Annotated in this window: 13 protein-coding genes and 1 pseudogene; 5 read left to right on the top strand and 9 right to left on the bottom strand. The window is 71.4% G+C overall.

The window, feature by feature from the left end; all coding sequences use genetic code 11:
- Window positions 1-20: 20 nt before the first annotated feature.
- On the top strand, window positions 21-1,361 hold the full coding sequence (locus ACYU7L_RS20505; RefSeq protein WP_460800450.1) for a cytochrome P450: 1,341 nt from the start codon (window positions 21-23) through the stop codon (window positions 1,359-1,361).
- A 4-nt stretch (window positions 1,362-1,365) separates the two neighbouring features.
- Here the strand turns inward: ACYU7L_RS20505 and ACYU7L_RS20510 are convergent, their stop codons facing one another.
- Together ACYU7L_RS20510 and ACYU7L_RS20515 are read right to left on the bottom strand one after the other, a co-directional pair.
- Entirely contained in the window at window positions 1,366-3,888 is a 2,523-nt protein-coding gene (locus ACYU7L_RS20510) for a bifunctional FO biosynthesis protein CofGH (protein ID WP_460800452.1), read from the bottom strand.
- 18 nt (window positions 3,889-3,906) lie between these two features.
- Window positions 3,907-5,994 (bottom strand): MMPL family transporter, encoded by a 2,088-nt coding sequence (locus ACYU7L_RS20515; RefSeq protein WP_460800454.1) that lies wholly within the window; start codon window positions 5,992-5,994, stop codon window positions 3,907-3,909.
- A 165-nt stretch (window positions 5,995-6,159) separates the two neighbouring features.
- On the opposite strand from ACYU7L_RS20515, the gene ACYU7L_RS20520 reads away from it, so the two are divergent.
- Window positions 6,160-7,689, top strand: a complete 1,530-nt coding sequence (locus ACYU7L_RS20520; protein WP_460800456.1) for an acyl-CoA synthetase — start codon at window positions 6,160-6,162, stop codon at window positions 7,687-7,689.
- A gap of 106 nt (window positions 7,690-7,795) precedes the next feature.
- Window positions 7,796-8,305: a hypothetical protein gene (locus ACYU7L_RS20525; RefSeq protein ID WP_460800458.1), complete on the top strand. Its 510-nt coding sequence runs from the start codon at window positions 7,796-7,798 to the stop codon at window positions 8,303-8,305.
- Window positions 8,306-8,467: 162 nt separating this feature from the next.
- Here the strand turns inward: ACYU7L_RS20525 and ACYU7L_RS20530 are convergent, their stop codons facing one another.
- From ACYU7L_RS20530 to ACYU7L_RS20540, 3 genes are all read right to left on the bottom strand, one after another.
- A complete protein-coding gene (locus ACYU7L_RS20530) occupies window positions 8,468-10,327 on the bottom strand; it encodes an AMP-dependent synthetase/ligase (RefSeq protein WP_460800460.1) in 1,860 nt (619 codons plus the stop codon).
- Between the two features lie 66 nt (window positions 10,328-10,393).
- Window positions 10,394-11,584 (bottom strand): acyl-CoA dehydrogenase family protein, encoded by a 1,191-nt coding sequence (locus ACYU7L_RS20535; protein ID WP_460800462.1) that lies wholly within the window; start codon window positions 11,582-11,584, stop codon window positions 10,394-10,396.
- Between the two features lie 11 nt (window positions 11,585-11,595).
- Complete coding sequence (locus ACYU7L_RS20540) at window positions 11,596-12,747, bottom strand: acyl-CoA dehydrogenase family protein (RefSeq protein ID WP_460800465.1); 1,152 nt, start codon at window positions 12,745-12,747, stop codon at window positions 11,596-11,598.
- 154 nt (window positions 12,748-12,901) lie between these two features.
- Here ACYU7L_RS20540 and ACYU7L_RS20545 point away from each other — a divergent pair, with 154 nt between their 5' ends.
- Window positions 12,902-13,666 (top strand): MerR family transcriptional regulator, encoded by a 765-nt coding sequence (locus ACYU7L_RS20545; protein ID WP_460800467.1) that lies wholly within the window; start codon window positions 12,902-12,904, stop codon window positions 13,664-13,666.
- A 96-nt stretch (window positions 13,667-13,762) separates the two neighbouring features.
- Here the strand turns inward: ACYU7L_RS20545 and ACYU7L_RS20550 are convergent, their stop codons facing one another.
- The 4 genes from ACYU7L_RS20550 to ACYU7L_RS20565 form a co-directional block, all read right to left on the bottom strand.
- Window positions 13,763-14,797 carry an LLM class F420-dependent oxidoreductase gene (locus ACYU7L_RS20550; RefSeq protein ID WP_460800470.1) on the bottom strand — a complete coding sequence of 345 codons (1,035 nt, stop codon included), beginning with the start codon at window positions 14,795-14,797 and terminating at the stop codon, window positions 13,763-13,765.
- 121 nt (window positions 14,798-14,918) lie between these two features.
- The gene (locus tag ACYU7L_RS20555; protein ID WP_460800472.1) at window positions 14,919-17,102 is read right to left on the bottom strand and encodes an acyltransferase family protein; all 2,184 of its coding nucleotides are present in this window, start codon (window positions 17,100-17,102) and stop codon (window positions 14,919-14,921) included.
- Window positions 17,103-17,127: 25 nt separating this feature from the next.
- The gene (locus ACYU7L_RS20560; RefSeq protein ID WP_460800473.1) at window positions 17,128-18,870 is read right to left on the bottom strand and encodes an ABC transporter ATP-binding protein; all 1,743 of its coding nucleotides are present in this window, start codon (window positions 18,868-18,870) and stop codon (window positions 17,128-17,130) included.
- Window positions 18,867-20,615, bottom strand: coding sequence for an ABC transporter ATP-binding protein (locus ACYU7L_RS20565; RefSeq protein WP_460800475.1), 1,749 nt, complete (start codon window positions 20,613-20,615; stop codon window positions 18,867-18,869). Before ACYU7L_RS20565 ends, ACYU7L_RS20560 begins: the two co-directional genes overlap by 4 nt.
- Before the next feature lie 434 nt (window positions 20,616-21,049).
- Between ACYU7L_RS20565 and ACYU7L_RS20570 the strand changes: the two are divergent.
- Window positions 21,050-21,468, top strand: a pseudogene (locus tag ACYU7L_RS20570) (HNH endonuclease signature motif containing protein); the annotation flags it as partial.

Consider the following 21,468-nt stretch of genomic DNA (forward strand, 5'->3'; position numbering starts at 1 on the left):
CGGGACGGGGAACGCACGCCATGCGCCACAGGAGCCGGCTCCAGCACTGGATCCGACGGGCCCTGCTCGCCCAGGCCGCCCGGCGCGGCATCGACCTGACCCGGCTCGACGCGGTGCCGCCCAGCCTGGTCTGGCCGTTGGGGCGCGAGGGCCTGGAGCCGCCGGCCCGGCTCGCCGAGATCCGGGCGGAGCAGCCGGTCCACCGGCTGACGAGCTTCCTGGGCCTGGGCGTCTGGCTGGTCACCGGCTTCGAGGAGGCCCGGGAGGTGCTCGCCGACCAGACGTCGTACAGCACCGACATCCGTCCCTACGTCGGTCGCAGCGGCGCCGCCGACGGCGACATCGGAGGGCTGGGCTTCACCGACCCGCCCGACCACACCCGGCTGCGCCGGCTGCTGACCCCTGAGTTCACGATGCGTCGACTCAGCCGTCTCACCCCGCTCATCGCCGAGATCGTCGAGCAGCAGCTGGACCGCCTCGAGGAGGCCACCGACGCGGACGGGGTCGTCGACCTTGTGCCGACGTTCGGCTTCGCGGTGCCGTTCCTGGTGATCTGCGAGCTGCTCGGGCTGCCGGACGAGGAGCGCGAGACCTTCCGCAGGCTCGGGGCGGCGCGATTCGACGTCAGCCGTGGGGGCTACGGATCCCTGGGGGCGATCTCCGGGTCGCGCGCCTTCCTCCTCGAGGAGGCCAAGCGGCAGCGGCTCGATCCCGGCCCCGGCCTGATCGGGCAGATCATCCGCGAGCACGGCCACGAGGTCAGCGACTTCGACCTCGGCGGTCTCGCCGACGGCGTCTTCACCGGCGGCATGGAGACCAGCGCCGGCATGCTCGCGCTGGGCACGGCGGTTCTCGTGGACCACCCGCAGTGGTGGCAACGGCTGGCAGGCGATCCCGACGCGGTCGAGCCAGTCGTCGAGGAGCTGCTGCGCCACCTCTCCGTGGTACAGGTGGCCTTCCCCCGCTTCGTGCGCGGCGACGTCGCCGGCGGCGAGGTCGTGGTGGCCGGTCAGCGCATCCCGGCCGGCGACGTCGTGCTGGTCTCCCTGCCGGCCGCCGACCGCGACCCGGCGCTGGGGGAGCGCATCGAGGAGTTCGACCCGGCTCGGCCGGTCCGCTCCCACCTGGCCTTCGGCCACGGGCTGCACCGGTGCGTGGGCGCCGAGCTGGCGCGGATGGAGCTGCGGGCCGCCTATCCGGCCCTGGCTCGGCGCTTCCCGGGGATGACCCTCGCCGACGACCGGCTCGACCTCCCCGTCCAGTCGCTGGTCTTCGGCATCGAGTCGCTGCCCGTGCGTCCCTTCGGCGCCGCGACGCCCTTCGGGTCGGCGGGTGACCTCGACGTCGAGGGCACCGCCTGACGCGTCAGGCGCGGCTCGGCACGCCGTACGTCGTGGTGCGCTCGCGCACGGGGCGTCCGATGCCGGCGCCGATCTCGACGAGCTCCTCGACGGTCTTGGCTGAGCCGTGCTCGGAGCCGGCCATCCGCGAGATGGTCTCCTCCATCAGCGTCCCGCCGAGGTCGTTGGCGCCGGCGCGCAGCATCGCGCGGGTGCCCTCGGTGCCGAGCTTGACCCAGCTGGTCTGGATGTTGGAGATCCGCCCGTGCAGCAGGATCCGGGCCAGCGCGTGCACCGCGCGGTTGTCGCGCAGCGTCGGGCCGGGGCGGGCCACGCCGGCGAGGTAGATCGGTGCGGAGGTGTGCACGAACGGCAGCGGCACGAACTCGGTGAAGCCGCCCGTCTCGTCCTGGATCCGGCTCAGCACCCGCAGGTGCTGCACCCAGTGGCGCGGGTTGTCGACGTGGCCGTACATCATCGTCGAGGTGGTGGGGATGCCCACCTTGTGCGCGGTCGAGATGATCTCCACCCAGGTGGAGGTAGGCAGCTTGCCCTTGGTCAGGATCCAGCGCACCTCGTCGTCGAGGATCTCCGCGGCCGTCCCGGGGATGGAGTCGAGGCCGGACTCGCGGGCCTTGATCAGGAAGTCCTCGAAGCTCAGGCCGGTGCGCGAGGAGCCGTTGACGATCTCCATCGGCGAGAACGCGTGCACGTGCATCTGCGGCACCCGCTGCTTGACCGCCTCGACGAGGTCGAAGTAGGCCGTGCCCGGCAGCTCGGGGTCGATGCCGCCCTGCATGCAGACCTCGGTGGCGCCGAGCCCCCAGGCCTCCTCGGCCCGGTCGGCGACCTGGTCCAAGGAGAGCGAGTAGGCGTCGGCGTCGGTGCGCCGCTGGGCGAACGCGCAGAACCGGCAGCCGACGTAGCAGACGTTGGTGAAGTTGATGTTGCGGTTGACGACGTAGGTCACGTCGTCGCCCACGGCCTCGCGGCGCAGGTCGTCGGCGAGCCGACACACCTGCTCGAGCAGCTCGCCCTCGGCGGTGATCAGCGTGAGCGCGTGCTCGTCGGAGAGCGCCCCCGGGTCCTTCTCGGCGGCGGCCAGTGCGGCCCTGCCCGCCGAGTCCGAGGCCGGCCCCGAGCTCGCGGGACCGACCGCGTCGCGCACCTCGTCCCAGTCCCCGTAGACGCTGTCGAAGTCGGCGCGCCGGTCGGCGGTGCGGCCGACGGAGTCGATGCTCTCGTGCAGGTCGGTGCGGCCGCGGCCCTCGCCGACGGTCGCGAAGCCGCCGTCCGGCTCCTGCCACGCCAGCCCGGCGGGGCGTACGCCGGGGCGCGCGAGGCCGTCGTCGCCGGCGAGCGCGGCGACGTGGCCGGAGACGCGCGGGTCGATCCACGGCTCGCCCTGCACGACGTACTCCGGGTGCACGGTGAGCCGCGCACGCAGCTCGAGGCCGCAGGCCGCGGTGAGGTCGCGCAGCCGCTCCAGGGAGGGCCACGGGCGCTCGGGGTTGACGTGGTCGGGGGTGAGTGGCGAGACGCCGCCCCAGTCGTCGACGCCGGCCTCGAGCAGGGCCCGGCACTCGGCCAGGTCGACCAGGTTGGGGGGCGCCTGGACCCGCATCCGCGGTCCGAGGACGAGGCGGGTGACGGCGATCGCGGCGCGGTAGTCGTCCAGGCCGAGGTCGTCGCTGTGGCGCATCGCGGTGTCGGGCTTGGCACGGAAGTTCTGGACGATCACCTCCTGCAGCGCGTTGTAGCGCCGGGCCACCCCGCGCAGGGCGAAGATCGTCTCGGCGCGCTCCTCGAGCGTCTCGCCGATGCCGACCAGCAGGCCCGAGGTGAACGGGACCGAGAGCCGGCCGGCGTCCTCGAGCGTGCGCAGCCGCACCGCGGGGTCCTTGTCGGGGGAGCCGAAGTGGGCCTCGCCCTTCTCGGTGAACAGCCGGGTCGAGGTGGTCTCGAGCATCATCCCCATCGAGGGGGAGACCGGCTTGAGCCGGTTCATCTCCTCCCAGGACATGACGCCGGGGTTGAGGTGGGGCAGCAGGCCGGTCTCCTCCAGCACCCGCACCGCCATCGCCCGGATGTAGGCGATCGTGGAGTCGTAGCCCTGCTCGTCGAGCCAGGCCCGGGCCTCGGGCCAGCGGTCCTCCGGGCGGTCCCCGAGCGTGAACAGCGCCTCGAGGCAGCCCAGCTCCGCGCCCTGACGGGCGACGTCGAGGATCTCGTCGGGGGAGAGGTACGGCGCGCGGCCCTCGCGCTCGGCCTGGCCGGGGGTCTCGACGAACGTGCAGTAGTGGCAGCGGTCGCGGCACAGCCGGGTGACCGGGATGAACACCTTGGGGGAGTAGGTGACGACCCCCGGCCGGCCGGCCGCCACCAGGCCCGCGTCGCGGACCTTGGCGGCGGCGGCGCACAGCCGGTCGAGCTCGTCCCCGCGGGCGGCCAGCAGGGCGGTGGCCTCGGTGACGTCGAGGGCGGCCCCCCGCTCGGCGCGCGCCAGGGCGCGTCGTACGGCCTGCGGGGTGACGGGTGCAGCGCTCATGCGCTCCAGTCTCTCCCCTCAGACGCCGGCCGTCTCCACCACCCCACTGGCTGGGACTGGCTGCCGGTCGAGTCGGCTGGGCCACCAGATCCGCTCGCCGAGGTCGAGGTTGATCGCGGTCACCAGCACCGAGCGCACGATCATCGTGTCCAACAGCACCCCGAGGGCGACCGTCACGCCGAGCTCGGCGAGGAAGACCAGCGGCAGCGTGCCGAGCACCAGGAAGGTCGCGGCGAGCACCACGCCGGCAGAGGTGATCACCCCACCCGTGGAGGTCAGCGCGATCAGCGATCCCCTGCGGGTGCCGTGGGTCATCGTCTCCTCGCGGACCCGGGTCATCAAGAAGATGTTGTAGTCGATGCCCAGGGCGACGAGGAAGACGAAGGCGAACAGTGGGAAGGCGGGGTCGGCGCCGGCGAACCCGAAGACGTACTCGAAGAGCAGCACCGACAGCCCCATCGCCGCGCTGAAGGACAGCACCACGGTGCCGACCAGGATCAGGGGCGACGCGACCGCCCGCAGCAGCACCATCAGGATCAGCATCACCACGAGCAGCACCACCGGGATGATCACGAGGTTGTCGCGCGTCGAGGCCTCCTTGGTGTCGAGGTACATCGCCGAGAAGCCGCCCACCTGGGCATCGGCGCCGTCGATGTCGTGCACTACCTCGCGCACGTCGGTGACCAGGTCGAAGGCCGACTGCGCCGCGGGGTCGCCCGGGAAGGCCGCCGACACGTAGGCGATGCCGTCCGCGACCTGGGGCTCGCTGGGGGTCTCGAGACCGTCGACCCCGCGCAGGGCGGCGCTCACCTCAGCGGCGTGCGTCGCGTTGGCGACGACCATGATCGGGTTGGAGGCGTCCACTAGACCGTGGTCCATCAGCACCTGCTGGCCGACGACGGAGTCGAAGTCCTTGGTGTACTGCTCGTCGGTGGCCAAGCCGTCGGCGTCGAGCCGGACCAGGCCCAGGCAGGCGACCAGCAGCAGGCCGCCGGTGACGACCCACACGGTGCGCGGGCGTACGGCGATCCGGCTGCCGACCTTGGCCCAGACCCCGGACCGGGTCGGCTCCGGGGAGCCGAAGCCGGGGCGGCGGGGCCAGAAGATCCAGCGCCCGAAGACCACCAGCAGCGCCGGCAGCAGGGTGACCATGACCAGGAACGTGACGCCCACGCCGATCGCGGTGACCGGACCGAGCCCGGCGGTGGAGTTCATCTCGGCCAGCATCAGGCAGAGCATCCCCGCGGCCACGGTGGAGGCGCTGGCGAGGATCGCGGGGGCTGCGCGGTGCAGCGCGAACGCCATCGCCTCGTGCCGGTCCTCGTGGCGGCGCAGCTCCTCGCGGTAGCGCGCCACCAGCAGCAGTGCGTAGTCGGTCCCCGCGCCGATCACCAGGATCGTCAGGATCGCCTGGCTCTGGCCGTTGACGGTGAGGTCGGCGTACTTCGCCAGGAAGTAGACCAGCCCGCCCGAGACCGTGAACGCGCACAGCGCGGAGATGATCGGTAGCACCCACAGGACCGGGCTGCGGTAGGTCAGGAGCAGGATCACGATCACCACGGACAGCGTCGCCAACAGCAGCGTGCTGTCGATGCCGGCGAAGGCCTCGAAGGAGTCGGCGGCCTGACCGCCCGAGCCCGCGACGTACGTCTCGACGCCGTCGATGGCCGTGATGTCGCGCAGCTCATCGGCGATGTCGGGCATCTCCTCCCAGCCGTTCTCGCCGAAGTTGAAGGTCACGACCGTCTGCGCGACCTGGCCGTCCTCCGACGGCATCGGTCCGACCACCTCGCCCTCGACGCCCTTCAGCTGGGCCATCTCGCTGGCGTGCTCGCCGGCCGCGGCGAGGTCCGCCGGCGTCAGGCCGGACGCACGCTCGTAGACGATGACGGTGGGGATGGAGTTGGGGTCCTGGAAGGGCTCCAGCTTCTCGAGGGCCTTGGTCGACTCGGCGGTCTCGGGGAGCCAGGAGGAGGCCTCGTTGTTCTGGACCTCGGTGAGCTTCGAGGAGAAGGCCCCGAAGACGATCATCGCCACCAGCCACACGGCCAGGACGATCCACTTGGTGACGCGGCCGGTGAGCTTTCCGGCGATCGCAGCGTGCATGAGACGACTCCAGCAGAGCGGGGGTGGGAACGCATCGGGCTTGTCCCCTAGTTCGACCCCTGAATCTCTGGGAACTCATCGCGGACTCCCCCCTAGAACCGTGACAGTGGAACTGGCATGATCCCGCGCAAGTGACGCCGATCACACCACGAGAGGACGCCTGCGATGTATCCCGGTACCTGGGCCCAGAAGACTCCCGACAAGCCCGCGCTCGTGATGGCCGGCTCGGGCCGCACCCTGACCTACGCGCAGCTCGACGAGCGCAGCATCCGCCTCTCCCGACACCTGTACGACGCCGGCCTGCGCCGCGGCGACGTGGTGGCGCTGCTCAGCGACAACACCCCGGAGACCTACGAGGTCTACTGGGCCGCGCTCCGCTCGGGGCTCTACATCACGGCCGTCAACCACAACCTCACCGCCGACGAGGCGGCCTACATCGTCAACGACTGCGAGGCCCGCGCGCTCGTCGTCTCCGCGGCCAAGGCCGAGCTGGTCGAGGCGATGGCGGGGATCGTGCACGTCCCGGTGCGGTTGGCGTACGGCGGGGAGGTCGCCGACTTCGCGTCGTACGAGGAGGAGCTCGCGAACGCCAGCCCCGAGCCGCTCGCCGAGCAGCCGCACGGCGACGACCTGCTCTACTCCTCCGGCACCACGGGGCGGCCCAAGGGCATCAAGCTGGACCTGCCGACCTACGCGGTCGACGAGCCGGGCTACCAGTACGTCACGATCTTCGGGGCGCTCTACGGCTTCGACGAGGACACCGTCTATCTCTCGCCTGCGCCGGTCTACCACGCGGCGCCGCTGCGCTTCGGCGGCGTGATCCACGCGCTCGGCGGGACGCTGGTGATGATGGAGCGGTTCGAGCCCGAGGCGGCGCTGCGGGCGATCCAGGAGCACCGTGTCACGCACACCCAGATGGTGCCGACGATGTTCGTCCGGCTGCTGAAGCTGCCCGACGAGGTGCGCACCTCCTATGACACGTCCTCGCTCAAGGTCGTCGTCCACGCGGCCGCGCCGTGCCCGGTCGAGGTCAAGCGGCGGATGATCGACTGGCTCGGCCCGATCATCCAGGAGTACTACGCCTCCACCGAGGCGAACGGGGCGACGTTCATCGATTCCAAGACCTGGCTGGAGCGCCCGGGGTCCGTGGGAGTCGCCCTGCTCGGCGTCCTGCACATCTGCGGCGAGGACGGCGCCGAGCTGGGTCCGGGCCAGGTGGGGACGGTCTGGTTCGAGCGGGAGGAGGGCAGCTTCAGCTATCACAACGACCCGCACAAGACGGCCAGCACCCGGCACCCCGACCATCCGACCTGGACCACGGTCGGCGACCTGGGCTACGTCGACGAGGACGGCTTCCTCTACCTCACCGACCGCAAGGCGTTCATGATCATCTCCGGCGGGGTGAACATCTATCCCCAGGAGGTGGAGGACCTCTTCAGCCTGCACCCGGCGGTCACCGACATCGCGGTCCTCGGGGTCCCTGACGAGGAGATGGGGGAGCGGGTCGTGGCCTTCGTGCAGCCGGCCCCGGGCGTCGAGGTCGGCGACGCGCTGGCCGCCGAGCTCACGTCGTACGCCCGGGAGCGGATCGCGCACTACAAGGTGCCGCGCGAGATCCACTTCCGCGACGACCTGCCGCGCACGCCCACCGGCAAGATGGTCAAGGGCAAGCTGCGCGAGGAGTACGCCGGCTGAGCTGCGGCCGCGTGACGCAGGAGACAGTCGGTTCCCATTTGTTGCACGTGCCAGGCGTCGATCGGTTCTCATGACCGCATCCCGATCGACGCAAGGACGCACTCCGATGAAGCTCACTGCCCTGACCGTGACCGCACTCGCCGGCAGCCTGCTGGTGCTCAGCCCGACGACCGTCGCGGCAGCGCCGGAGGGGCCCGTGCTCGAAGGCGTGTTCGGCCAGGCCGCCTGCCCCGACGGCGTCACGGGGGTCCGGACCCTCAGGCTGCGGCCGGTGCAGGGCGAGCGCAAGGCTCCGGAGCTGCGGCTCGTGCGCCGCGCGGTGCTGAAGGTCGGCACCGGGCAGGGACAGGCCTGTGGTCGCGTCATCATCCGGCGGAGTGACTTCGACCCGGAGCTGCACACCTACGTCGTGAGGGTGAGCGTCGCCCGCACGGGCAAGGGGCCGGTCCTCGGCCACGCGGTCGTCAGCCGCGACCGGAGGGTCACGCCGTGGGCGGGCGCCACGCTCCCGCAGCGGCGCGGCGTCGTGCTCACCGCCGAGCTCGAGGTCGTCGACCGGGCGAGTGGCAAGGTCGTCGCGCACGCGAAGTCGGCGCCGTACACCGTCCGTCCCTGAGCACGACCCGCCGAGTCGGCAGGAGTGCGCCCTCGAAATCGACTGAGTCGGCACGAATGCACACCTGCGCCGGGGGGAGGGAGTGCGTTCGTGCCGACTCAGCGGCTGTACGGCGTGCGTCCGCGCCAATTCGGCGCCGTACGAGAGTGCGTTGGCGCCGACTCAGCTGTAGAGGCGCTCCAGGACGTCGGCGTACTTCTGGTGCACCACTCGCCGCTTGAGCTTGAGGGTGGGGGTCAGCTCCTCGGACTCGGCCGTCCACTCGACCGGCAGCAGCTCGAAGGCCTTGACCTGCTCGGGGCGCGAGAGCCGCTCGTTGGCCTTCTCGACGGCCTGCTGGGCCATCCCCTGGATCGCGGGCTTCTGGGCGAGGTCGGCGAGGTCGGTGAACTCCAGGCCCAGCTGCTGGGCGACGGCGGGCGCGACGTCGGGGTCCAGGGTGAGGACGGCGACCACGTAGGGCCGGCCCTCGCCGAAGACCAGGGCGTGTCCGACGATCGGGCTCTCCTTGAGGAGGTTCTCGATGTTGGACGGCGCGATGTTCTTGCCGGAGGAGGTGATGATCATCTCCTTCTTGCGGTCGACCACCTTGAGGAAGCCGTCCTCGTCCATCTCGCCGATGTCGCCGGTGTGCACCCAGCCGTCCTCGTCGATCAGCGCGCGGGTGGCGTCGTCCTGGCGGTAGTAGCCGGGCGTCGCGATCGGGCCCCGGGCGAGGATCTCGCCGTCGTCGGCGATCGCGAGCTCGATGCCGGCCAGTGCCCGCCCGACGGTGCCGAGCCGGAACGACTCCGGACCGCAGGCCGCCACCGCGGAGGCGGTCTCGGTCATCCCGTAGACGTCGTAGATCTTGATGCCGAGCCCGGCGAAGAAGCGCGCCACCTCCACGGGCATCGGCGCGGCGGCGCTGGCCGCCCACTCCACCCGGTCGAGACCGAGCAGTGCGCGCAGCAGGCCGAGGATCGCGGCGTCCGCCTCCTCGAAGCGGGCCTGCAGCTCGGGGGAGGTGGTGTGGCCGGTCTGCTGGGACTCGATGTACTCCAACCCGACCGCCATCGCGTCCTCGATGAACGCGCGCTTGGCCTCGTCGGGCTCGGCCGCGAGCTTGGCCGAGACGCCGGTCTTGATCTTCTCCCACACGCGCGGGACGCCGAAGAAGCGCGTGGGGCGCACGCTGCCGAGCGCGCCGACCAGCAGAGCGGGGTCGGCGAGCAGGTGCACGTGGCCGCCCTGGGACTGTGGCACGTACATGCCGAGGATGCGCTCGGCGATGTGTGCGAACGGCAGGTAGGAGATGCTCACGCCCGGCTCGGCGATCCCCGCCGTGCGGGTGGAGCCGATCGACTCGAAGAGGATGTTGTGGTGGGTGAGCACCACGCCCTTGGGGTTGCCGGTCGTGCCCGAGGTGTAGAGGATCGTCAGCGGCTGGTCGGGCTCGATCGCGCGCCAGCGCTGCTCGAGCTCGTCCGCGTGCGCCGCGCGGTACGACGCGCCGGCGGCGGCCAGCTCGTCCCAGGAGACGTAGCGCTCGCCCGCGGGCTTGGCCGCGGCGTCCATCAGCACGACCTTGCGGATGCTGCCCGAGGCGTCGAGCGCCTGCTCCCAGCGGGCCAGCTGGTCGGCCCCCTCCAGGATCACCACCGAGGGCTCGGAGTGGCCGGAGACGAAGCGCACCTGCTCCGGGGCGAGCGTGGCGTAGACCGACATCGGGGTGGCGCCGGCGTGCACGGCGGCGAGGTCGGCCAGCACGTGCTCGGTGCGGCTGGAGGCCATGATCGCCACCGTGTCGCCGGGTGCGACACCCGCCTCGATGAGCCCGGCCGCCAGGTCCAGCGACCGCTCGCGCACCTCGCGCCAGGTGAGCGTGCGCCAACCCTGGACGTCGTCGGCGGCGATGCCGATCTTGTCGGAGTAGGCCGGCTGGTCGCCGTACTTCTCGACGGTCTCGGCGAGGGCCAGCGGGAGGGTGAGCCCGGCGATCTGGGCCTCGATCTCCGCGCGCTGCTGAAGGGTGTCCTGCATCGTCATGCTCCTCGGGGTGGGGGATCAGTAACTGCGGATCAATAGCTGCCCATCAATAGCTGCCCATCAATAGCTTCTGGGCAGCCCGAGCATCTGGGTGCCGATGTGGGCGAGGATGAGCTCCTCGGCCACGGGGATGCTCTTGCCGATCCGGCTGTCGCGGAAGAGCCGCTCGACCGGGTACTCCTTGGAGTAGGCCATCCCCCCGAAGGTCTGGAAGGCCTGGTTGGCGGCCTCCCACGCGACCTGCGAGCCGGTGAGCTTGGCGACGTTGGTCTCCGCGCCGCACGGGCGGCCCTGGTCGAAGAGCCAGGCCGCCTTGTAGGTCATCAGCCGGGCCAGCTCGGTCTTGGCCTTGAGCTGGGCGAGCGGGAACTGCACCGCCTGGTTGGACCCGATCGGCCGGTCGAAGACCTCGCGCTCGCAGGCGTAGTCGACCGCCAGCCGCAATGCCGCCTCGGCCGCACCGACGCCGCCGGCGGCGGCGAGGATGCGCTCGGGGTTGAGCACGTCCCACAGCACGGGGAAGCCGTTGTCGACCTCGCCGATGACGTTGGCCGCCGGCACCCGCACGTCGTCGAAGAAGACCTGGCTGGAGGTGACCACGTTGCCGCCCATCTTCGGGATGGGGGTGTAGGTCAGCGTCCCGTCGGCCACCGCCTGCTGGACGTCGACCAGCAGCAGCGTGAAGCCGCCGGTGCGCGAGCCCAGCTTCTCCTTGGCCTCGGCGGCCGGCGTCGTGCGGGTGATGACGATCATCCACTCGGCGTTCTCGATGCCCGAGATCCAGATCTTCTGGCCCTTGATCACGAACTCGTCGCCGTCGCGGCGGGCGGCGGTCGTGATCGCGATCGCGTTGCTGCCCGCGTCCGGCTCGGTGAGCGCCATGCAGAACTGCGTGGTGCCGGCGGCCACGCCCGGAAGGATCGCCTGCTTCTGAGCCTCGGTGCCGTGCCGGGTCAGCGTCATCGCGCCGAAGCCCGGCGTGAGGATGTAGAGGAAGATGCCGGCGGTGCCGCCGGACGCGGCGAGCGTCTCGCACGCCACGGCCAGCTCGAGCATGCCGGCACCGCCCCCGCCGTACTCCTCGGGCACACAGAGTCCGATCCACCCACCCTCGGCGAGGTCGCGCCAGGCCTCGGTCGGGAAGCGGTGCTGCTCCTCGCACTGCGACCAGTAGTGGTGGTCGTACTTGGCGGCGACGGCGGCGACGCCGTCGCGCACGGCCAGGGCCGTCTCGGGCAGATCGAAGTCCATGGTCGTCGGCCTCAGATGCCCATGCTCCGACCGATGATCTCCTTCTGGATCTCGGTCGTGCCGCCGTAGATGGTCTGGATCCGGCTGTCGACGTAGGCCCGGGCGACGGGGTACTCCATCATGTAGCCGTAGCCGCCGTGCAGCTGGACGGCCTGGTCGACGATCTTCTTCTGCAGCTCGGTGGTCCACCACTTGGCCATCGACGCGAGCGTCGCGTCGGCCTCGCCGCGCATGTGCTTGGTGATGCAGTCGTCGACGAAGACCTGCGCGATCCGGGTCTCGGTCGCCATCTCGGCGAGCACGAAGCGGTTGTGCTGGAAGTTGCCGATGGAGCGCCCGAACGCCTTGCGCTCCTTGACGTAGGTCAGCGACATGTCGAGCAGGTTCTGGCAGGCAGCGGCCGCCATCACGGCGATCGAGAGCCGCTCCTGGGGCAGGTTCATCATCAGCGAGATGAAGCCGGAGCCCTCTTCGCCGAGCAGGTTCTCCTTGGGGACGACGACGTCGTCGAAGAAGAGCTCGGCGGTGTCCTGGGCCTTGAGGCCCATCTTGTCGAGGTTGCGGCCGCGCTCGAAGCCCTCCATGCCGCGCTCGAGGACGAGCAGGCTGATGCCCTTGTGCCCGGCGTCGGGGTCGGTGCGGGCGACGACGATGACGAGGTCGGCCATGATCCCGTTGGAGATGAAGGTCTTGGAGCCGTTGACGACGTAGTGGTCGCCCTTGTCGATCGCGGTCGTGCGGATGCCCTGCAGGTCCGAGCCGGCGCCCGGCTCGGTCATCGCGATCGCCGTGACGATCTCGCCGCTGACGCAGCCGGGGAGCCAGCGCTGCTTCTGCTCCTCGGTGCCGAGGCTCGAGATGTACGGCACGATGATGTCGGTGTGCACCGGGAAGCCGGGCCCGCTAGCGCCGGCCCGGCTGAGCTCCTCGGCGACGATCATGTTGTAGCGGAAGTCGTCGACGCCCGCGCCGCCGTACGCCTCGTCCACGTCGAAGCAGAGCAGGCCCTGGCTGCCGGCCTTCGTCCACAGGTCGCGGTCGACGATGCCGTCCTTCTCCCACCGCTCCTGGTTCGGGACGACCTCCTTCTCGATGAAGCTCCGCGCCATCTGGCGGAAGTCCTCGTGCTCCTCGTCGAAGATCTCGCGGGTGAGCTCTGCCATGGGTCGATTCCTCCATCAGTCCCGCGCAGGGCGAGCCCTGCGGGCGCCGCTGTGTGCGCCTCCATCAACGGGATCACTGTGACAGCAGCACTGTCACGATGGCAAGGGTGGGTGCTCTTTGCTCGCGGGTGGAGACAGCAATACTGTGACAGTCATGAGTGCGCAATCAGACCTGGAGAACGACGGACTGCTCACGATCGACGAGCTCTCCGCCGCTGTGGGGCTGACGGTGCGCACCACGCGCTACTACGCGAGCCTCGGCCTGATCCCTGCGCCGATCCGTCGCGGTCGAGTGGCCTTCTACGACGACGTGCACCGCGCGCGCCTCGAGATGGTCCGCGCCCTGCAGGACCACGGGTTCACGCTGCAGGCCATCGAGCGCTACATGGCCTCCCTGCCCGCGAACGCCGACAGCGACGAGCTCGCGCTGCAGCGAGCGATGCTCACCTCGTGGACGGCCCAGCCGGCCGAGGAGCTGACCCTGCGGCAGCTGGAGAAGAAGGTCTCGCGCAGGCTCAGCGAGGCCGACCTGGCCTTCCTCGTCGGGCTGCGCAGCCTGGAGCGCACCGAGCGCGGCTATCGGCCGATGCCCAACCTGCAGGTCAACGTCGACCTGCTCGACCTGGACATCCCGATGGAGAGCATGACGGCCGCCGGGGACGCGATCGCCCGGCACATGGAGTCGCTCGCGGCCGAGCTGACCGACATCCTGCACACCGGCGTGCTGGCGCCGTTCCGCCGCGAGCAGCACTCCTCCGAGGACGCCGCCAAGCTCGAGTCGACGATGTCGCGGCTGCGCCAGCTCACCCTGGAGGCCGTGGTCACCGGCTTCCAGCGGGCGGCCAACGACGTCATCACGAGGTCGCTGTCGCGCCGACGCGCTGCACCTGACGAGGCCCCCGCCCCCACCGGCGGTTGAGGAGGCGCGCCCAGCGCCGTCTCGAAACCACAACCCCACGAACGCCGAGGGCCCGGCAGTCCGACCGCCGGGCCCTCGTCTCGCGTCAGTCGCGGATCAGGAGATCCACTCCTTGACCTGCGCGATGGTCTTCGCCGGGTCGTCGCTGGCGGGCACGACGGACAGGCTGGTCACGCCGGCCTCCTTGAAGGCCGCGATGCGCTCCTTGACGTACGACGCGGGGCCGACGAGGTTGGCCGCCTCGAGCCACTCCTGCGGGACGAGTGCCTCGGCCTCCTTCTTCTTGCCGTCGAGGTAGAGGTTCTGGATCTCCTCGGCCTCCTGCTCGTAGCCGTACTGCCTGGCGACGTCGTTGTAGAAGTTCTTGCCCTTGGCGCCCATGCCGCCGACGTAGAGCGCGAACATCGGGCGGGCGAAGTCGAGCAGGCCCTTGACGTCCTCGCCGATGGCGACCATGCCGCCGGCGTTGATCTGCAGCGGGGCGAGGCCCTCCTGGCGCTTGGCGTTGCCCTTGGCCAGCGCGTCGCCCCACACGAGGTGGGCGCGCTCGGGGTGGAACAGGTGGGGCATCCAGCCGTCGGCGTACTCCGCGGTCTGCTCGACGCTCTTGGGGCCCAGGGCCGCGATCCAGATCGGGATGGTGTCGCGCTCGGGGTGGGTGAGGATCTTGAGCGGCTTGCCCAGCCCGGTGACCGCGCCGTTCTCCTTGGTGAGGGGGAGCTTGAAGATCCCGTCGCTGCTGAGCTTCTCGCGCTTGAGGCCGGCGCGGATGATCTCGACGACCTCGCGGGTGCGGCCCAGCGGCTTGTCGTAGGGGACGCCGTGGAAGCCCTCGATGACCTGGGGGCCAGATGCGCCGAGGCCGAGGATGGCGCGCCCGCCCGAGACGTTGTCGAGGCCCGCCGCGGTCTGCAGCAGGGCGCCCGGGGTGCGGGAGTAGATGTTGAGGATGGCCGAGCCGATCTCGACGGTCTCGGTCTTCGCGGCCAGGTAGCCCATCAACGTGGGGGAGTCGAAGCCGTAGGCCTCGGCGACCCAGACCTGGTCGAGGCCGGCCTTCTCCAGGGAGGTGATCTGGTCCGCCGCGTTGCGCGGGTTCCCGTCGTACATCAGGGGCATGGAGAGCTTCATCGCGGTTCCGTTCCGGGTCGGTGGCAGTGCAGAGCTGAGCGGGAGGGACGGGGTGTGCCGGGTTGAGCAACACTGACAGAACTGCTGTCACTATCGCAAGGAAGGCGGGACGTGGCGGGTCTCACGGCGGGGCGCCCGCCGCCGTCGGGGGAGCTGCGAGCCCGAGCGCGCTGCCCAACGGCTCGGCCAGCGAGGCGGCGTACGTCGTGGTGATGTGGCCGGGGTCGCGGTAGGTGATCGTGGAGCCGACGACCACCGGGCACTTCTGTCCGACGCAGAACCACCGGCGGGGGTCGACCAGCTCGGTGCCGGTGCTCTGCGCGGCCTGGCGGGTCATCGTGCTCATCAGCGCGGACCTCTCCGTCGGGGCGGCCAGGCAGGTGCCGAGATCCGGACGGCCGGTGGTCAGGCAGTCGGCCGGGTCGGTGCTCAGCGTGGGCACGTCGTCGAGCACCAGCAGACGCTCGGTCAGCGGAGCCAGGCGCCCGAGCAGGTCGGCGAGCCCGTCCCGGAAGGCGGCGGCGACGTCGTCCTCGTCGGTGAGGAACTCGTCGCCCTGCCAGACGCCGCGGCCGGGCGCCGAGGTCGACACGATCGTGACGTCGGGGCGCAGCTCGGTGAGCTGCTCCTGCACCCAGTCGCGGAAGTCGTCGCAGGCGCTCCAGGGGTCGTCGCTGTTCCAGCTGGTCACGGTGACGCGAGCGGCGGTGCAGCGGGGCTTCACGAAGTAGTGGGTGGTCCAGCCGGCGCTCTCGGCGATCTGCTCGAAGGCGGGGATCCAGTGGCGCCCGTGCGAGTCGCCGAGGACGGCCAGGGTGCGCCCTGCGTCGGGGTCGCCCTGCGGACAGAGGGTCCCGAAGGCGTCGGAGTAGTCGCAGTCGCCCTCGGCCACGTCGTCGCGGAGATCGACGAGATCGGGGGAGAGATCGCTGGGGAGCGCCACGCCGTTCTCGGCGGCGACCGTCGAGGCCTGGACGAGTCCGACGGCGGGGTCTTTCGCGATGTCGTACTTCTCCACGTCCTCCACCCCGAAGTCGTCCAGGGTCACGGCCGGTGCGTCGCCGCGCTCGCTGGTCTGCCACTCGGTCCAGCGGGAGCCCCCGAGGGCGGTCGCGGCGATCAACGCGACCGAGACCGGATAGAGCACGAGCGAGCGAGGGACGCTCCAGCGCACGGGGTCGCGGAACGGGGTCTCCACCCAGCGGTACGTCGCCGCCGCGAGCGCGAAGGTCACGGCCACGGCCACGAGGGCCTCCGAGAGACGCAGGTCGCGGCCGATCCGGGCCTGGGCGAGCACCAGCACCGGCCAGTGCCACAGGTAGAGCGAGTAGGACCAGTCGCCCACGACCCGGATGGGCGCCCAGGCGAGCGCCTGGAGCGGGAGCGGCGGGCGCAGCAGGGGGCGACGGTCGCTCGTCGTGGCGCCGGAGAGCAGCACCATCGCCGTGCCCACCACCGGCAGCAGCGCGGCATGCCCGGGGAAGGGGGTCGCGTCGATGAAGAAGAGCGTGGCAGCCGCGATCAGCAGCAGGCCGGTGCTGCTCAGCGCGGCCCGGGTGAAGTGGGTGAAGCGGCGGGCCAGCGCCGGGGCGACCAGGGCGACGAGTGCGCCCGCGCCGAGCTCCCACGCCCGGGCGAACGGCGAGAAGTAGGCGTCGGTCGGATCGGTCCGGGTCAGCACGACCGACCAGGCGAAGCTGGCGACCGTCCCGACGACGAGGAGGACGAAGACCGTGAGTCGCGGGACGCGCAGCGGGCCGGGCGCCGGATCCTCACCGGCGCCGCGGGCGGCCTGCCAGCGCCGGAGCCGGTGCCACCCGGTCGCGACCAGCAGGAGCAGCGGCCAGAGGAGGTAGAACTGCTCCTCGACGGCCAGTGACCAGTAGTGCTGCAGGGGGCTGGTCCCCTGGTCCTGCGCGAAGTAGTCGGTGCCGACCGAGGCGAAGCGGAAGTTGGCGGCGAAGAGCGAGGCCCAGATCGCGTCCCACACCACCTCGGCGGCATCCAGCGCGCTCAGCACGATGACGGAGGCGACGGTGGTGACGAGCACGACCAGCGTCGCCGCGGGCAGGATGCGCCGGGCGCGCCGGGCGTAGAAGCGGCGCAGCGAGATCGAGCCCTCGCGCCCCAGCTCGCGGTAGAGCAGATCCGAGATCAGGAACCCCGAGATCACGAAGAAGACGTCGACTCCGATGAAGCCGCCCGTGAAGGGGCCGATGTCGAAGTGGGAGACGATGACGGTCACGACCGCGAGTGCGCGCAGCCCCTGGATGTCGCCGCGGAAGCCGGGCTTGGTCCTCGTCATCGTCGGGTGAATCTAGCAAGCGACGTCAGTGACGTCCGTTCCAGGACTCCCACAGCGCCGCGTAGGAGCCCCCGGCCGCCACCAGCTCGTCATGGGTGCCCAGCTCCGCGATCCGGCCGTCCTCCACGACCGCGACCCGGTCGGCGTCGTGGGCGGAGAAGAGCCGGTGGGCGATGGCGATCACCGTGCGGCCCTCGAGGACCGCCGCGAGGGAGCGCTCCAGGTGGCGGGCGGCACGCGGGTCGATCAGCGAGGTGGCCTCGTCGAGGACCAGCGTGTGCGGGTCGGCGAGCACCAGCCGGGCCAGCGCGACCTGCTGGGCCTGGGCGGCGGGGAGGTGGCGACCGCCGGAGCCGACGACGGTGTCGAGTCCGTCGGGCAGCGCGTCGACCCAGTCGAGTGCGTCCACGGCGGCAAGCGCCTCGCGGATCTCGGGGTCGCCGGCGCCGGGCGGGGCGGCGAGGGCGAGGTTCTCCCGCAGGGTCCCGACGAAGACGTGGTGCTCCTGGGTGACCAGCGCGACGTGGCCGCGCAGGTCGTCGAGCGGCAGCTCGGTGAGTCCGACGCCGCCCACGGTCACCGAGCCGGTGCGCGGCGGGTGGATGCCGGCGAGCAGCCGGCCGAGCGTGGACTTGCCCGCCCCCGACGGCCCCACCATCGCGATCCGCTCACCGACGCCCACGGACAGGTCGACGCCATGGAGGACGTCGCGGCCCTCGACGTAGGAGAACCGCACGTCGTCGGCCTCGATCTTCTCGCCGTCGGGCAGAGCCCCGGTCGCCTTGCGGTCGTCGGGCACCTCGGCGACGCCCAGCAGGCGGGCGAGCGACGCCGTACCGAGCTGCAGCTCGTCGAGGATCGACACGATCCGGTCCACCGGGTCGATCAGCATCTGCACGTAGAGGGTCGCGGCCGTCACGTCGCCCAGCGAGACCTCGCCGCGGGTGTAGAGCCAGCCGCCGAGCAGCAGCGTGGCCACGGTCGGCAGCAGGTAGGACATCTCCATGCTGGGGAAGAAGACCGTGCGCAGGCGCAGCGTGTAGCGCTCGGCGTCGAAGGAGTCGGCGATGTCGGCGTCGATCGCCCGGATCCGCTCGCCACCGAGACCGAGCGCCTCGACGGTGCGGGCGCCCTCGACGGTCTCGGTGAGGGTGGCGTTGATCTGGGAGTACGTCGCGCTCTCGCGCAGGTAGCCGTCCTTGGCGCGAGCGAGGTACCACCGCAGCCCGATCACGAGCGGGGGCACACCGAGCAGGCAGGGGAGCGCCACCCACCAGCCGACACTGAGCGCGGCCGCGAAGGTGAGGATGGCGGTGACCACGGCGATCGTCCACTCCGGCAGGGCCATCCGCACCGACCAGCCGAGCTGGTCGACGTCGCGGTTGGTGCGCGTCAGCAGGTCGCCGGAGCCGGCGGACTCGACGACGCCGAGCGGCAGGGCGAGGGTGTTCTCTACGAAGTCCTCGCGCAGCCGCGCGAGCACCTGCTCGCCGAGCACCTGGCTGACCAGGCGGGCATAGCGGGTGAGCACCGTCTGCAGGATCAGGAAGCCGGCGAGCAGCGCGACGGTGCGGTCGACGCGGTCGACGCTGGTGCCGCTCTCGACGGCCTGCACCAGGTCCCCGAGCAGGCGGGGAGCCGCCAGCGCGGCGGCCGCGGCCAGGATGTGCAGGGCCAGGGCCGTGCCCAGCAGGCGCGGGTGGCGGCGGGCGATCTGACCGGCATAGCGGCGTACGGCGCGGCTGTCGGCCACGGGCAGCGCGGTCATCGGGTCGGCTCCATCTCGATGTTGGTGGGGATCTGGTCGGAGTCGTCGGTCTCGCGGGTGACCACGCGGCGGTAGGCCGGATGGGAGTCGAGCAGCTCGGCATGGGTGCCGGTGGCCACGATCCGGCCGTCCTGGAGCAGGGCCACGTCGTCGACGGCGTCGAGCAGCAGGGGGCTGGTGGTGGTCACGAGCGTCGTCCGGCCGGCGCGGTGGGCGCGCAGCCGGGCCGCGATCCGCGCCTCGGTGTGCGCGTCGACGGCCGACGTCGGCTCCACGAGCACGAGCACCTCGGGGTCGCTCGCGAGGGCGCGGGCGAGGACCAGTCGCTGACGCTGGCCGCCGGAGAAGCTGCGCCCGCGCTCCTCGACGTGCGTGCGCAGGCCGTCGGGGAGCGCGTCGAGGATGTCCTCGGCGGAGGCGGTGGTGAGCGCGCGCGTGACGTCGCCGGAGCCGGTGACGTCGAGCCTGTCGCGGAGCGGACCGGAGAAGAGCGCGCTGCCGGTGTCGGAGACGACGATCCGCCGACGGACCTCGGCGTGGGCCAGCGCCGAGAGCGGTACGCCACCGAGCCGGACGTCGTCGTCGGCGTCGGGGGTGCACAGGCCCAGTCTGTCGGCGAGGGCCGCGGACTGGTCGGGCTGCTCGCTGACGAGGGCGGTGATGGCGCCGGGGCGGACCCGCAGCCCGGTGCGCGCGTCGTACAGCTCGGAGCCGGGAGGGGGCGAGGGCGCCGGGTCGGCGGGGTCGACGAGGTCGGGGGTGAGCGCGAGCACGCGGCAGACGCGGCGGGCGGCGACTCGGGCCCGGATGACCTTGTTGGCGTACTCCGTCGCGGTGCGCAGCGGGATCATCAGGAACGCCGCGTAGCCGTAGAACGCGACCAGCTCGCCGGGCGTGATGCGACCCTCCACGGCATAGCGGGCGCCGAGCCAGACCACCACGACCACGAAGACGCCGGGCAGGAACACCTGCAGCGCTTCGAGGACTGACTGCAGTCGGGCGACCGCCACGCCGGCGGCGCGCGTGGTCTGCGACTCGCGGCGGTAGCGGTCGAGGAAGACGTGCTCGCCGCCGATGCCGCGCAGCACCCGCAGGCCGCCGACGATGTCGCTGGCGGTGCTGGAGAGCGCGCCCATCAGCTCGCGCTGGTGGGTGTTGCGCCGCTGGAGCGGGCTGAGCAGCGGGCCGACCGCCACCATCAGGGCGGGGACCCCGATCAGCACGACCAGGCCGAGGGTCACCGACGTCTGCAGCAGGATCACCGCCACCAGCAGGAAGCTGACCACGGCGCCGGCGAAGCGGGCCGTCACGTCCATCACCTGGCCCAGGTGCGAGAGGTCGTTGGTGCCGATCGTGATGACCTCGCCGGTCGACACCTTGCGCGGCAGGGTGCCTCCGAGACGCACCGTCTGGCGACCCACGAGCTGCACGGTGCGGTAGGCCGCGGTGAGCCAGTTGGTGACCGCGAAGCGGTGCCGCATGATCCCGCTGGCCGCCTGCACGATGCCGATCGCGAACAGGATCGCCGTCCACCGCAGCAGCTCGTCGCTGTCGCGTGCCGAGACGCCGCGGTCGATCGCGCGGCCGATCACCGCCGGCATCACCGCCTGAGCGCTCATCCAGACGATGCCGAAGAGCGCCCCCATCGCGAGCGTGCGCCACTGCCCCTTCGCCAACCACCACAGGAACCGGCCCGGCGAGCGATGATCGGCGGTGCCGGGGTGTTCGAGAGGAAGGATGCGCACTGCAACCACGGTACGGACCGGAAGCCTTCCCGCGCGACTCGTTATCTTCCGGGCGGGCGACGGGGGCACTCGCCGCCTCGGTGGTCGAGCAGCCTGCGCAGCCGGGTTCGTGGGGCGAGCCGGTTGCGCAACCCGGCTCGGTGGTCGAGCAGGTTGCGCAGCCCCGCTGGTGGGTTGAACAGGTTGCGCAACCCCGCTCGTGGGTTGAACAGGTTGCGCAACCCCGCTCGTGGGTTGAACAGGTTGCGCAACCCCGCTCGGTGGTCGAGCAGGTTGCGCAGCAACCGACGTCGAGACCCCCGGCGCCCTCGTTGGTCGAGCAGGTTGCGCAGCAACCGACGTCGAGACCCACCCGCGAAAAAGTTCTCCACAGTCAGCGCGTCGCGCCGCTTCTAGGCGGGGGCAGTGTCGGCGCCCCCTGCTTGACTATTTCCATGACCCAGACAGCCACCCCCGACACCGCCGCTGCGGTGCTGGAGGCTGCCCGGGCACGCCGCACAGGGGCGGACCGCCTCGAAGCAGAGCAGCTCCAGCTCGCTGTGGACTGGGCGGCGATGCACTCGGTCGACTCCCTCACCGACGCCGCAATGGCCCACGACGGGTACGGCGACCACGGCCTCCCCATCGCCGGGCCCGGTGCACCTTTGGTCGCGGAGTTCGCGATCACCGAGTTCGCCCTCGCCGTCGGACTCTCCACCGACGCCGGCAACCGCTACATCGGCCAAGCCGTCGAGCTCAGGTATCGCCTGCCGAAGGTGTGGAAGCGGGTCTGTGCCGGTGACCTGGTGGCGTGGAAGGCCCGCCGCATCGCCGACGCCACGATGAGCCTCGTGCCCGCTGGTGCGGCGTTCGT

The organism is Nocardioides pacificus, assembly GCF_054775955.1.

Excerpts from the sequence above, each read along its gene's own strand:
- ACYU7L_RS20505 (WP_460800450.1), top strand. The coding sequence starts at position 21 with ATGCGCCACAGGAGCCGGCTCCAGCACTGGATCCGACGGGCCCTGCTC.
- ACYU7L_RS20510 (WP_460800452.1), bottom strand. The coding sequence starts at position 3,888 with ATGAGCGCTGCACCCGTCACCCCGCAGGCCGTACGACGCGCCCTGGCG.
- ACYU7L_RS20515 (WP_460800454.1), bottom strand. The coding sequence starts at position 5,994 with ATGCACGCTGCGATCGCCGGAAAGCTCACCGGCCGCGTCACCAAGTGG.
- ACYU7L_RS20520 (WP_460800456.1), top strand. The coding sequence starts at position 6,160 with ATGTATCCCGGTACCTGGGCCCAGAAGACTCCCGACAAGCCCGCGCTC.
- ACYU7L_RS20525 (WP_460800458.1), top strand. The coding sequence starts at position 7,796 with ATGAAGCTCACTGCCCTGACCGTGACCGCACTCGCCGGCAGCCTGCTG.
- ACYU7L_RS20530 (WP_460800460.1), bottom strand. The coding sequence starts at position 10,327 with ATGCAGGACACCCTTCAGCAGCGCGCGGAGATCGAGGCCCAGATCGCC.
- ACYU7L_RS20535 (WP_460800462.1), bottom strand. The coding sequence starts at position 11,584 with ATGGACTTCGATCTGCCCGAGACGGCCCTGGCCGTGCGCGACGGCGTC.
- ACYU7L_RS20540 (WP_460800465.1), bottom strand. The coding sequence starts at position 12,747 with ATGGCAGAGCTCACCCGCGAGATCTTCGACGAGGAGCACGAGGACTTC.
- ACYU7L_RS20545 (WP_460800467.1), top strand. The coding sequence starts at position 12,902 with ATGAGTGCGCAATCAGACCTGGAGAACGACGGACTGCTCACGATCGAC.
- ACYU7L_RS20550 (WP_460800470.1), bottom strand. The coding sequence starts at position 14,797 with ATGAAGCTCTCCATGCCCCTGATGTACGACGGGAACCCGCGCAACGCG.
- ACYU7L_RS20555 (WP_460800472.1), bottom strand. The coding sequence starts at position 17,102 with ATGACGAGGACCAAGCCCGGCTTCCGCGGCGACATCCAGGGGCTGCGC.
- ACYU7L_RS20560 (WP_460800473.1), bottom strand. The coding sequence starts at position 18,870 with ATGACCGCGCTGCCCGTGGCCGACAGCCGCGCCGTACGCCGCTATGCC.